General features: G+C 74.4%; 10 protein-coding genes. 2 read left to right on the top strand and 8 right to left on the bottom strand.

The annotated features are described in order from the left end of the window. Positions 1-180: 180 nt before the first annotated feature. From AB0K17_RS10530 to AB0K17_RS10505, 6 genes are read right to left on the bottom strand one after another with little or no spacing between them, the layout of a single operon-like run. Complete coding sequence (locus tag AB0K17_RS10530; protein WP_365982766.1) at positions 181-1,185, bottom strand: BadF/BadG/BcrA/BcrD ATPase family protein; 1,005 nt, start codon at positions 1,183-1,185, stop codon at positions 181-183. Continuing rightward, positions 1,176-2,429 carry a 6-phospho-beta-glucosidase gene (locus AB0K17_RS10525; protein WP_365982765.1) on the bottom strand — a complete coding sequence of 418 codons (1,254 nt, stop codon included), beginning with the start codon at positions 2,427-2,429 and terminating at the stop codon, positions 1,176-1,178. Before AB0K17_RS10525 ends, AB0K17_RS10530 begins: the two co-directional genes overlap by 10 nt. Then, entirely contained in the window at positions 2,426-3,277 is an 852-nt protein-coding gene (locus AB0K17_RS10520) for a carbohydrate ABC transporter permease (RefSeq protein ID WP_365967689.1), read from the bottom strand. Before AB0K17_RS10520 ends, AB0K17_RS10525 begins: the two co-directional genes overlap by 4 nt. Next, complete coding sequence (locus tag AB0K17_RS10515) at positions 3,274-4,218, bottom strand: sugar ABC transporter permease (RefSeq protein ID WP_365982764.1); 945 nt, start codon at positions 4,216-4,218, stop codon at positions 3,274-3,276. Before AB0K17_RS10515 ends, AB0K17_RS10520 begins: the two co-directional genes overlap by 4 nt. 13 nt (positions 4,219-4,231) lie before the next feature. After that, entirely contained in the window at positions 4,232-5,590 is a 1,359-nt protein-coding gene (locus tag AB0K17_RS10510) for an extracellular solute-binding protein (RefSeq protein WP_365982763.1), read from the bottom strand. Positions 5,591-5,609: 19 nt separating this feature from the next. Next, positions 5,610-6,767 carry an ROK family transcriptional regulator gene (locus AB0K17_RS10505; protein WP_365982762.1) on the bottom strand — a complete coding sequence of 386 codons (1,158 nt, stop codon included), beginning with the start codon at positions 6,765-6,767 and terminating at the stop codon, positions 5,610-5,612. Between the two features lie 220 nt (positions 6,768-6,987). Between AB0K17_RS10505 and AB0K17_RS10500 the strand changes: the two genes are divergently transcribed. After that, entirely contained in the window at positions 6,988-7,491 is a 504-nt protein-coding gene (locus AB0K17_RS10500; protein ID WP_365967676.1) for an FBP domain-containing protein, read from the top strand. A gap of 4 nt (positions 7,492-7,495) precedes the next feature. On the opposite strand, the gene AB0K17_RS10495 is transcribed toward AB0K17_RS10500, so the two are convergent. Further along, positions 7,496-8,563, bottom strand: a complete 1,068-nt coding sequence (locus tag AB0K17_RS10495; RefSeq protein ID WP_365967678.1) for a mechanosensitive ion channel family protein — start codon at positions 8,561-8,563, stop codon at positions 7,496-7,498. Between the two features lie 213 nt (positions 8,564-8,776). On the opposite strand from AB0K17_RS10495, the gene AB0K17_RS10490 reads away from it, so the two are divergent. Beyond that, a complete protein-coding gene (locus AB0K17_RS10490; RefSeq protein ID WP_365967679.1) occupies positions 8,777-9,313 on the top strand; it encodes an HNH endonuclease in 537 nt (178 codons plus the stop codon). Between the two features lie 90 nt (positions 9,314-9,403). On the opposite strand, the gene AB0K17_RS10485 is transcribed toward AB0K17_RS10490, so the two are convergent. Then, the gene (locus AB0K17_RS10485; protein WP_365982774.1) at positions 9,404-12,319 is read right to left on the bottom strand and encodes a beta-N-acetylglucosaminidase domain-containing protein; all 2,916 of its coding nucleotides are present in this window, start codon (positions 12,317-12,319) and stop codon (positions 9,404-9,406) included. Between the last annotated feature and the right edge of the window lie 316 nt (positions 12,320-12,635).

Genomic DNA, 12,635 nt, shown 5'->3' with positions numbered 1-12,635 from the left:
GGGGTTCCCACTGGGCGATGACGACCTCACCGCGCGGGGAGGCGTCCCCGCGCCCCTACGGGGCGCCCCGTAGGGGCGCGGGGAACTGCGCGATCGGCCACCGACGGCCCGCAGTCGACGCGCCGGCCCGAGGCCCGGGCGAAGCACGGCACCCTGACGAGCCCGCCGTAGGCGGGGGCCCTACGCGTAGTGGCTCCGCAGGCGGGCGTACGCGCGCGTCGGCGCGGCCGCGCGGTCGAGGGCCAGCAGCGCCGCCCCCAGCACCGGCGGTGCGGTCACGACCCGCGTCACCGCCCGCGGCGCCCGCCGCGCCAGCAGCCCCGCGATGCCCTCGTCCAGCAGCGCATGGCGTGCCGTCAGCACTCCGCCTCCCAGGACCACCGGCACCGCCGCATCGAGCAGCTCCAGCCGCCTCAGCGCAGTGACCGCCATCGCCACGACCTCCTCGGCCTGGCGCTCGACCAGCGCCCGCGCCACCGCGTCGCCGCCGTCCGCGACCGCGAAGAGCACGGGTGTGAGCTCGTGGCGGCGGGCGGGGTCGATGCGGCCCAGGTGCAGGGCCTCGATGAGTTCGGCCATGCCGGGCAGCCCGAAGTGGGCGGGCAGGGCGTGGGCCAGGGCGGTGGGCCCGCCGCGCCCGTCGGCCGCGCGGGCCGCCCACCACAGGGCTTCTTCGGCCAGGTGCAGGCCGCCTCCCCAGTCCCCGGAGATGCGGCCGATCGCGGCGAAGCGGGCCCGGCGGCCGCCGGGGGCGAGTCCGCAGCAGTTGATGCCGGCGCCGCAGACCACGGCGACGCCGGCCGGTTCGCCGCCGTCGGGCAGCCCGGCCCGCAGCAGGGCGAAGGTGTCGTTGGCGACTTCGACGGAGGGTGGTCCGCCCTGTCCGCCCGCGGGGCGCACGCGCCGTGCGAGCTCGGCGGCGAGCAGCTCCTCCTCCGCCGGGAAGTCGGCGTTGGCGAGGCAGGCGCTGACGTGTCCGATGCGCAGGGGGCCGGGCCGTGTGGCCCGGGCGGCGGCGAGCGCGCCGGTGACGGCCGCCTGCAGGACGTCGACGGCGCGTTCGACGCCGGCGGTCTGCGGCTGGAAGCCGCCGCCGCGCGCGCTGCCCAGGACGGTGCCGTCCGCGGCGACGACGGCCGCGTCCGTCTTGCTGTTGCCGGCGTCGACCGCCACGATCACGCCCACGCCAGGTGCTCCCGGTTGTGGGCGAGGAGCAGGTCCGTCAGGCGTTCCGCCTGCGCGTACTGGCCGATCAGCGGGTGGGCGAGCAGGGCTTCGAAGACGCGCCCCCGGCCGCCCTTGAGCGCCGCTTCGAGCGCCAGGTGCTCGTACGCCGTCACGGCCGCCACCAGCCCGGCGTACAGCGGCTCCAGGGGGCGTACGGGCAGAGGGTGCGCGCCCTCGGCGCCCACCGCGGCCGGGACCTCGATCACCGCGTCGTCGGGCAGGAAGGGCAGCGTGCCCCGGTTGAAGGTGTTGACCACCTGGACGTCGCCGGTGTCCCGCAGCAGCGAGGCGGTGAGTGCGACTGCTGCTTCCGAGTAGAACGCCCCGCCGCGGGAGGCGAGCAGCTCCGGCTTCTCGTCCAGGCCGGGATCGGCGTACATCGCGAGCAGCTGTCGTTCCATCTCGGCGACCTGCGCGGCCCGGGAGGGGCCGCCGCGCAGTTCCTCCACCGCCTCGTCGTGCCGGTAGAAGTAGCGCAGGTAGTACGAGGGGACCACGCCGAGGCGGTCCAGCAGGGCGCGCGGCAGGCGCAGGTCGGCGGCGATCGTCTCGCCGTGCTCGGCGAGCAGCTGGGGCAGCACGTCCCGGCCGCCGATGCGTACGGCCCGCTCCCAAGTGAGGTGGTTCAGGCCCACGTGTTCCAGCGTCACGTCCTCGGGGGCGACGCCCAGCAGTCCGGCGAACTTCCGCTGGAAGCCGATGGCGACGTTGCACAGCCCCACCGCGCGGTGCCCGGCGGCGAGCAGGGCGCGGGTGACGATGCCGACGGGGTTGGTGAAGTCGACGATCCAGGCCTGCGGGTTGCGCCGGCGGACCTGCTCGGCGATGTCCAGCACCACCGGCACCGTGCGCAGTGCCTTGGCGAGCCCGCCCGCGCCGGTGGTCTCCTGGCCGACGCAGCCGCACTCCAGCGGCCAGGTCTCGTCCTGTTCGCGGGCCGACTGCCCGCCCACCCGCAGTTGCAGCAGGACGGCGTCGGCGCCGTCGGTGCCGGCCTGGAGGTCGCTCGTCCAGCTCACGCGTCCGGGGTGGCCCTGCCGGGCGAGGATGCGCCGGGCCAGGCCGCCGACGCGCTCCAGCCGGTCGGCGTCGGGGTCCACCAGGACCAGCTCGTCCACGGGCAGCGTCGCGTGCAGACGCGCGAATCCGTCGGCGAGTTCGGGGGTGTACGTGGAGCCGCCCCCCACTACTGCGAGCTTCAACCCTTGACTCCTGTCAGTGTGATGCCTTCGACGAAGGCTTTCTGGGCGAAGAAGAAGACGATGACGACCGGGGCCGTCACCAGGGCGGTGGCGGCCATGGTGAGGTTCCAGTCGACGCCGTGGGCGCTCTTGAAGGACTCCAGCCCGTAGCTGAGCGTCCAGGCGCCGGGGTTCTGGGCGGCGTAGATCTGCGGTCCGAAGTAGTCGTTCCAGCAGAAGAAGAACTGGAACAGGGCGACCGCCGCGATGCCCGGGCGGGCCATCGGCACCACGACGCGCAGCAGCGTGCGCACCTCGCCGCAGCCGTCGACCTTCGCCGCGTCGAGGTATTCGGTGGGGATGGTGAGCAGGAACTGGCGCAGCAGGAAGATGGAGTACGCGTCCCCGAACGCCAGCGGGACGATCAGCGGCCACAGGGACCCCGACAGGTGCAGTTGCTGGGCCCACACCAGGTACATGGGCACCACGACCACCTGGGGCGGCAGCATCATGGTGGCGATCACCAGGAGCAGTGCCGGGCGCCGTCCCCGGAAGCGGAACTTCGCGAGTGCGTAGGCGACCGGGACGGAGGAGCACACGGTCAGCAGGGTGCCGAGCCCGGCGTACAGCAGCGAGTTGCGCCACCAGGTCAGGAAGCCGGGGGTGCGGAAGACCTCGGCGTAGTTCGACCACTGCCACTGGTGGGGCCACAGCTCGCCGCTGAGCGCCTGTTCGTCGCTCATCACCGACGTCAGCAGCACGAAGACGAAGGGCAGCGTGAAGAACAGCGCAGCGGCGACGGCCGTGGTGTGCACGGCTATCCAGTGCAGCACGGCCCCGGGTCTTTTGGCGGTCGTCACGGCCGTCAGTCCTCCACCCGCAGCAGCCCGCCGCGCCGGCGCATCAGCAGGGCGGTGACCGACATGGCCAGGGCGAAGAGCACGAGCGAGAGCACGCACGCCGCGCCGGTGTTGAAGTTCTGGAAGCCCAGCGAGTAGACGAGCTGCGGCACGGTGAGGGTGGAGTGGTCGGGATAGCCGGGCTGCACGACCGTGCCGGGGCCGATGCTCACGCCGGACGCCATCCGTCCGGCCACCAGCGCCTGCGTGTAGTACTGCATCGTCTGCACCACGCCCGTCACCACCGCGAAGGTCACCACGGGGGTGATCGACGGCCAGGTGACGTAGCGGAAGGTCGCCAGTGGCCCGGCCCCGTCCAGCTCGGCCGCCTCGTACTGCTCGCGCGGGACGTCGAGCAGGGCGGCGAGGAAGACGACCATGAGGTCGCCGATGCCCCACAGCGACAGCAGCACCAGCGAGGGCTTGGCCCAGGCCGGGTCGGTGAACCAGCCGGGGGAGGGCAGGCCGAGGGCGGAGAGGATGCCGTTCACGGGGCCCGTGCCGGGGTTCAGCAGGAAGACGAAGGCGACCGTCGCAGCCACCGGCGGCGCCAGGCACGGCAGATAGAACAGGGTGCGCAGCAGGCCCTTGCCGAGCTTGATCCGGGTGGCCAGCAGCCCGATGCCCAGGCCGAAGACCACCCGCAGCGTCACCATGACCACCACCAGCCACAGGGTGTTCCCCAGGGCCGGCCAGAACAGCGGCATCCGCTCCAGCACGTACGACCAGTTGCGCAACCCCACGAAGGTCGGCGGGCGGATCTGGTTGTAGTGCATGAAGGAGAAGTAGACGGTGGCCGCGAGCGGATAGGCGAAGAAGACGCCGAAGCCGGCCAGCCAGGGGGAGAGGAAGCCCGCGGTGCGCAGGCGCCGGCGCAGCCGGGCCCGGCGGGCGGGGTCCGGACGGTTCATCCCTGCCCTTTCGTCAGTCGGCGGACTGGAGGGTGTCGTCGTCGATCTGCCGGTCGAGCTGCCGCAGCCCCTTGCCGAGGTCGCGCACCCGGCCGGCCTCGACGGCGTAGCCGAACTCGCGCAGCGCCACCACGTACATCCCGCCGTTGACCGAGGGCGGCAGGGCGACGCTCAGCGGGTGCCGGGCGATGTCGAGGAAGGTGCGAAAGCCCGGGCCGGCCCGCAGCCGGGGCGAGGCGAGCGCGGCCTTGGTGGAGGGCACGTTGCCGAGCGCGTTCGCGAACGCGACCACCTGATCGGTGTCGGTCGTCAGGAACCTCACCAGCTCCCAGGCCGCGTTCTGGTGCCGGCTGCTGTGCGCGATGCCCACCACGGTGCCGGTCAGCAGGCCGCGCCCGTACGTCTCGGGCCGGTCGTCCGGTACGGGCAGGGGCGCCGTCGCCCAGCGGAAGCCGGGGCGGTCCGCCTCCAGCATCCGGGTGCGCCACTCCCCGTCCAGGTGCATGGCCAGCTTCCCGGTGCGGAAGGCGTGCTGCGAGGACATCTCCTCGCCGAAGGTGGTGCGGAACCTCTCCAGCGGCCCGTAGCCGCCGAGGGCGTCGATCAGCTCCCGCTGGAAGCGGAGGAAGGCGGTGGTCGCCGGCTCCCGCGAGAGCCGGGCGCTGCCGTCGCCGTCGAAGTAGGCGGGCCCCCACTGGGCGAAGAGGCGGTCCGGGCTGTTCTCGTACAGCCGGAAGTCCGGCATGAAGCCCACCCGCCGGTATCCGCCGTCGGTGGTGCGCTCGGTGAGCCGGACGGCGGCCGCCTTGAACTCCGACAGGGTGCGCGGGGGACGGGAGAGGCCCGCCTGCTCGAAGGCGTCCTTGTCGTAGTACAGGCCGTAGGCGTCGGCGAGCAGCGGCAGCGCGCACTGGGTGCCCCGGTAGGCGGTGTAGTCGAGCATCACGCGCGGGAAGACCGCCTCCTTCGCGATGCCGGAGCGGCGCAGGAAGGGGCCGAGGTCGGTCCACATGCCCGACGAGCAGTACTGGCCGACGTTGTCGGTGCTGAAGGAGGCCACGACGTCCGGCGCGCCCGGGCCGCCGGCGCGCAGGGCCTGGTTGACGGTGGCGTCACCGACGTTGCCGGTGGCCTCCACGCGGATGTTCGGGTGGCTGCGGCGGAACCGGGCGAGGGCCTCGTCGACCGCCTTCACCTCGTCCTTCTGCGACCAGCCGTGCCACAGGCGCAGGGTGACGGGCCGGGTGGGATCGTCGTCGGCGCTGCCGGCGGCCGGTGCGGCGCAGCCCGAGAGCACCCACAGCACCGGCAGGAGCAGCAGGACGACCGCACCGGGCGTCCGTAACCGTGAGCGCAGGGGCGACCGTGGCATAGGGCCTCCTCCTGCCGGGTCAGGCCGTGTCGAAGACGGCGTCGCGGGCGTCGGCGAGAGCGGTGCACAGCGCGCCGACGAGGACGGGGCGGCCTTCGACGGTGCTCAGGCGCAGCTGCGGGCGGGGCAGGGCGAGATCGTCCAGCCGGGATTCGACCAGGGCGCGCAGCCGTTCGCCGCCGGCCCGGCAGACCTCCCCGGTCAGCACCACCAGCCCCGGGTCGACGACGGCGACCACCGCCGCGAGCCCGGTGGCGATGCGCTCGGCGAGCTCGGCGAACAGCGCGTCGCCCGCGCCCGGCGTGCGCGCCGCCGCATCGAGTGCCTCGTGCACGCTCCCGGCGGCCAGGCCCGCTTCCCGCGCGAGCCGCAGCACCGTGGGCGAGCCCACGAGCTGCTGGAATCCGCCCCCGCCGTCCGGCGCGACGGTGGCCTCGGGGCCGCCGCGGGCCAGTGGTGCCCCCGGCAGCGGCATGTAGCCGATCTCCCCGGCGCCGCCGGTGGCCCCGCGCAGGGGCCGGCCGCCGAGGACGACGGCGGCGCCCACGCCCTCGTCGATCCACGCCAGGACGAAGTCGTCCTCGCCCCGGGCGGCGCCCGCGTGGCGCTCGGCGACCGCGGCCAGGTTGACGTCGTTCTCGATGACGACGGGCGTGCCCAGCCGCCCGGCCAGCTCCTCGCACACGCCGGGGCCCTGCCAGCCGGGCAGGTGAGGGGCGTAGCGCAGGACGCGGGTGCGCGGGTCGAGGGCACCGGGCGTGCCGATGACGGTGCGGTGCAGGTCGCCGGTGCCCAGCCCGGCGGCGGCCAGCGCGCCCCGGACGGCCTCGGTGACCAGCTCGCCGGTGCGCCGGGCGACGTCCTCGTCCAGGGCCCGGGCGCGGACGTGGTGCTCGCCGAGCAGGGTGCCGGTGATGTCGGCGACGGCGGCGGTGATGCCCTCCTCGTCGACGGCGAGGGCGGCCACGTGGGCGACGGAGGGATTGACCTCGTAGAGCTGGGCGTTGGGACCCGGGCGGCCGGTGACGCTGCCGACGCCGCGTACCAGTCCGGCGGCCTCCAGCCGGCCGAGGAGCTGGGAGGCGGTGGGCTTGGACAGGCCGGTGAGCTCGCCCAGCCGGGTGCGTGTGAGCGGTCCGAGGTCGACGAGCAGCTCCAGCGCGGCCCGGTCGTTCATGGCCCGCAGGACGCGTGGCGTCCCGGGGATTCCCGCCTGGCCCATGACGTCGAGTCCCACCCCTCGGCAGATCTGTAAGGAAACCTTCCAACCGATATCGGGGACGTTAGGGCCCGGCTCGCGCCGGCGTCAAGAGTGGCCTCTGCAACGATCTTCCGCAGCCCGGTGCCCGCCGGAAAATCGCATGCGCCCCTTCGTCACGCCTTGTTACGTTCTGCGCATGGAACCACTCGGCGACCACGCCATACGCGCCAGCTTCGTCAACTGCTCCAAGGGCGAGGCACGCCGCATCAACCTGCCCCGCGGGCTGGCCGAGCTGCCCTGGGAGGACCTGGACTTCCTCGGCTGGCGTGATCCGGGCGCGCCCGACCGCGGCTACCTCGTCGTCGAGCGCGGCGGCGACCTGGTGGGCGTGACCCTGCGCGTCCCGCAGGGCGGGCCCCGCAGCTTCACCAAGACCACCATGTGCTCGCTGTGCCTGACCGGACACCCCGGCTCGGGCGTCTCCCTGCTGGCCGCCCGCCGCGTGGGTGCCTCCGGGCGCGAGGGGAACACGGTCGGCGCCTACATGTGCGCCGACCTGGCCTGCCCGCTGTACGTGCGCGGCAAGAAGGTGCCGCTGCTGACGATGCGCTACAAGGAGAGCCTGTCGCTGGAGGAACGGCTCCAGCGCATGCGCACGCACCTCGACGAGTTCCTGGAGAAGGTCCTGCAGGAGGCGTGAGGCACTACTTGCCGAGCGTCGCCCCCGGCGGTATCGGCGCCGTCGCCTGGGACTGCGGCGAGGCCGGATTGCCCAGCACCGACGGCGGCGCCACCGCGGTCGCGAGGTCCGGGGCGGGGACGTCCTCCTCCCGGCCCTGCGCCGCGGCGCCCATGCGGATGCCGGCCGCGTCCAGGGCCTGCTTGATCCGCCAGCGCAGCTCCCGCTCGACGTCGGCGGAGTGCCCCGGCATGGCCTTCGCCTGCACCCGCACCACGACCGTCTCCAGCGTCACCGAGTCCAGGCCCATGACCCGCACCGGCTCCCAGATCCGCTCCGTCCACGGCGCCTGCCGCGCCAGCTCCTCGCCGGCCGCGGCGATGACCGTACGGGCCCGGTCCAGGTCCTCGTCGTAGCGCAGGGTGACGTCGACCTCGGCCAGGGCCCAGCCCTGGCTGAGGTTGCCGATGCGCTTGACCTCGCCGTTGCGCACGTACCAGATCGCGCCGTTGGCGCCGCGCAGCTTGGTCACGCGCAGGCCCACCTCGACGACCGTGCCCGTGGCCACACCGGCGTCGATCTCGTCGCCCACGCCGTACTGGTCCTCAAGGATCATGAAGACGCCGGAGAGGAAGTCCGTCACCAGGTTCCGCGCGCCGAAACCGATGGCCACACCCGCCACACCCGCACTCGCCAGCAGCGGTGCCAGGTTGATCTTCAGTACGGACAGCACCGTCAGCGCCGCCGTGCCCATGATCAGGAACGAGGCCACGCTGCGCAGCACCGACCCGATGGCCTCCGACCGCTGCCGCCGCCGCTCGGCGTTGACCAGCAGGCTTCCCAGAGCCGTGCCGTCCACCGCCTGCGCGGTGCGGTTCATCCGCGCTATCAGCTTGGTGATGGCACGGCGGATCAAGGAGCGCATCGCCACCGCGATCACGAGGATCAACACGATGCGCAGGCCGTTGCTGAGCCAGATGGACCAGTTCTCCTCGACCCAGCCCGCGGCGTCGTTCGCCGTGCGCTGCGCCTCGTCCAGCGACGAGGTACGGGGGGTCGGGGAATCACCGGCCGGCAGGGCGGACCAGAACACAGCAGAAGCCTCCTGGAGGGAGCGGGGCAGCCTCCCAGAGTAACGGGAGGGGGCCGCTCGCCCGCTGTTGTGTTCGAGATGGGACAGGTCTTGTTCAAAAACACCCGAGACCCGTTACCTGGTCATGGTGGCGCGCGTGCCAGGGGTAAGGGGACACTTGCAGGAGATCGTCCCGGCGCGAGCCACGCGCCGCCGGCGTACAAGGAGGCACCCGTGCCGCATGTCCTGGTCCTCAACGCGTCGTACGAGCCGCTCGGCGTCGTACCGCTCCGCCGCGCGCTCATACTCGTCCTCAATGAGAAGGCCGTCAGCCTCGAGGACACGGGCGCCTATCTGCACAGTGCAAGCTGCACCATCCCCGCGCCCAGCGTCGTGAGGCTGAAGCGCTTCGTGCGGGTGCCCTTTCGGGGGCCCGTGCCGCTCACCCGCCGCGCCCTGTTCGCCCGCGACGGCGGGCGCTGCGCGTACTGCGGTGGTGTCGCAACCAGCGTCGACCACGTCGTACCGCGCAGTCGTGGCGGCCAGCACAACTGGGAGAACGTGGTGGCCGCATGCCGCCGCTGCAATCACGTCAAGGCCGACCGGCACGTCTCGGAGCTCGGCTGGCGCCTGCGCCACCAACCGGCTCCGCCGACGGGGCTGGCGTGGCGCATCATCGGCACGGGCCACAGGGATCCGCGCTGGCTGCCCTACCTCAAGGCGTACGGCGCGGAGGATGCGATGGCCCGGATCGACGGCGTCTCCGCGTAGGCCGTCACCGGGCCTTCTGCTTGCCCCACGCCGGACGGGCTGTCAGCCCGTCCGGCGCTTGAGGACGCCGGGCGAGGCCCGCAGCAGGCGTCACCGCAGCGCGTACGCCTCCACCTGCCCCACCGCGTAGCCGCCGTCGCCGCGCAGGCGCACGAAGCGCGTGCCGGGCGCGTCCAGGCGCAGCCCGCCCCCGGCGTCCGTCGTGAACGGCACCTCGCGCCATCCGCGCCCGTCCCCGGACACCTCGACGCGGTAGCGGCCCGGCCGTCCGCCCTGCCAGTGCGGCACCAGGCGCCCCAGCCGCACCGGGCGGGTCGCTTCGAGCTGCCACCACACGTCGCCGTCGGCCGGCGTGGTGCGTCCGGCGCGCGCCAGGTCCTCGCCGGCGAGCGCCGGGTACGCCCGGACCGTCACGGTCCGCTCGCGGCCCGCCAGCCGTACGGGCACGGTGAAGGTGCCGGCCGGGGTCCCCGCGGGCACCGACACCTCGATGCGGGCCGTGGTGACGCCCGCCCGGACCGCCGTGACCTCGGCGGGGGCGGTGACGGTCACCCCCTTGGGAGCCTGGACGGCCAGGGCCTCGCGGATCGTCTCCGGCCGCTGGTTGATCACACGGATGCCGATGACGGCCGGCCGGCCGCCGATCTCCGCCTCGGCCTGACCGTCGTTCGCCAGTTCGAGTTCGGCCCGGGGGCTGTCGTCGAACCAGGGGGCGATCTCGTGCACGGCCGGCGGCTGCGCGCCCTGCTCCCACACCACCCGCAGGCCGTCCGCCCGCAGCCCCTTGCCGGGCAGCTGCGTCCAGCCGCCGTCCGCGACGGCCCCCAGCTGCTGCCAGCCGCGCACCGGGTCGTGCGCCTCCACGACGCCGCCGGCGCCCGGCGCGTCCGCCGTCAGCAGGGTGACCTCCGTCAGCGGCCGCGGCCGGGGCAGCCGTACGGCCAGGGGCGTGCCCGCCGCCGGGGTCACGGCGGTCGCGGCGTCGCCGTCGGTGGCCGCGCCCGCGGTGCGTACCGGCCGGTCGACCCCGGTCCAGCCGTTGGCGCGGGCCAGCGCCTGGTCGAGGAAGGGCACGAGGACGCCCTGTCCCACGGTCGCGCGTTCCGCGCTGATCCGCTCGCGCAGCTTCTGCACCGCCAGTTGGGCCCGCCAGGCCGCCGTGCCGTCGCCGCGCGCCTGGGCGGTGAGCATGTCGACGGCCTGCAGCCCGGCCTGTCCGTGCCGGCCCAGCTGCTCCAGCCAGGGCCCCACCTCGCCGCCGAGGGCCGGCCCGAGCCGCTCGGGGGCGCCGGCCATGGTGCGAAAGGCCTCCCGCAGCCGGCCCGCGGCCTGCTCGATCCGGCCGGCGTCGGTGCCGGACAGCGCGTCGCGGAAGTCGTCCAGCAGCGGCCGCAGGTACGCCGACTCCTCGCCGCCGAGCACCGAGGACGCGTCGTTGCCGGCGAGCGCGAACAGCGCGTCACGGGCCGCCGCGTCGCCGCCCGCGAGCGAGGCGAGGTCGGCCACGGCCGCCCGCCAGGACTCCTCCGGTCGGTAGCCGCGCGGGTTCCAGGCGAAGTCGGCGGCGGTGAACAGCGGGATGCGCGAGGCGGTGGGCTGCGCCGCCGCGTTGGCCAGCAGCGCGGCGGAGCCCGCGGCCACGGCCGGCTCGCGGCCGGTGTACGGGCCGAGGAAGATACGGTCCTGCGCGAAGTCGTTGACCGGGTAGTTGTCCATGGTCACCAGCGGATGCCCGAAGGCCGTCCGGGCCTCCGCCAGTTCACCGCCGGTGATGGTGCGGGGCACCACGCCCACACCCGTCCACGCCACCTCGACGCGCTTGTCGAGCTTCTCCGCCAGGGCCCGCCGGAAGGCGGTGCGCCCGTCCTGGTAGTACTCGGTGGGCAGCAGGGACAGCGGGGCCGCCTCCGGGCCCTTGGCGGCCAGGTGCCGGGCCAGCTCGCCGGCCACCTTCGCCTGCGCCTTCGCCGCCGCCTTCGGCCCGGAGCCGAACTGCTCGGCGTCCGCCTCGCAGTGCCACTCGCTGTAGCTGACGTCCTGGAACTGCAGCTGGAAGGCGCGCACCCCCAGCGCCCACATCGCGTCCACCTTGCGCTTGAGGGCCCGCAGGTCGGCGGCGGAGGAGAAGCACATGGCCTGCCCCGGCGCCACGGCCCAGCCCAGCGTCACGTGGTTGCGCCGCGCCCGCTCGGCCAGCGCCCGGAACTCCGCGCGCCGCCCGGCCGGGTAGGGATCGCGCCAGCGGGCCTGCCGGTAGGGGTCGTCGCCGGGGGCGTACAGGTAGCGGTTCTGCTTGGTGCGGCCCATGAAGTCCAGCTGCTCCAGGCGCTGCTGCGCCGACCACGGCTGCCCGTAGAAGCCCTCGGTCAGCCCGCGCACCGCCGTGGTCGGCCAGTCGCGGATCAGCGCGCCGGCGAAGCCCTTGCCGCCGTCCCGCTCGACGGCCAGCTGCCGCAGCGTCTGGGCCGCGTGGAAGAGCCCGTCGTCGCCCACGCCCGCCAGCGCCACCGCCGGCCGCCCGTCGACGACGCCGGTGGCCAGCCGGTAGCCGCCCGCCGGCAGGTCGCCCGCGGCCGGCGCGCCCAGCGCCTTCAGGGCGCCCTCGGCGCTCCGTCCGCCGGCGTGCACGATCAGCCCGCCGGGCGGCGGGGTGCCGCCCGGCGCGGCGTCGACGACCGTGCGCGCGCCCGCGTCGCGCAGGACGTCCTTGAGCGCCTGCAGCGCGTACGGGTCGGTGCCCGGCTCCGCCATCAGGGTGACTTCGTCACCCACTCGGACGAACGAGCCCTGGGCGCGCATCGACTGGGGCCGTGGCCACACCGCCGGCAGCGCGCCCGCGCTCTCGCGGTCCGGGGCGTCCGGCGAACCGGCCGTCGCCGCCCGCTCGTCGCCGGGCCGGGGATCGGCGAGGGCGTCCGCGGCGTTGCCCAGCAGCCCGCCCAGCAGGGCGGCTGCCAGCACCGTGACCCCCGCCCGGCGGGGCCGGCCCAGCCGACCGGTGCCCACCGCGCGGCCGGGCACCGCCGCACCGCCGCCTTCGTACGAGGGGTCCTCGACCGGGAAACGCACCGTCTGCTGCTCCTCGCCCCTAGCCATCGCGCCTAGCCGTCGCGCCGTGGAGCGTCGAGCCCATCACCAGGTCCGTGAGCTGTCAACGCGCCTGCCCGAACTGCCGGTAATGCCCCCGGCGCCGCGAACGGGACCAGGTCCGGAACCGATCCGGAAGCCGCCCGAAGAGGCGTCAAAGCGACATGAGGGAACGCAAGGTGTCGGCGGCCGCCGCACATGGGTAGGGCATCAGGCGTCCGGCACCGGGGCCGAC

Origin of the sequence: Streptomyces sp. NPDC049585 (assembly GCF_040675615.1) — a bacterium.
Lineage (GTDB): Bacteria > Actinomycetota > Actinomycetes > Streptomycetales > Streptomycetaceae > Streptomyces > Streptomyces luteosporeus.
Note: the sequence above shows the minus strand (reverse complement) of the source record. Positions and strands in the feature narration are given on the sequence as shown.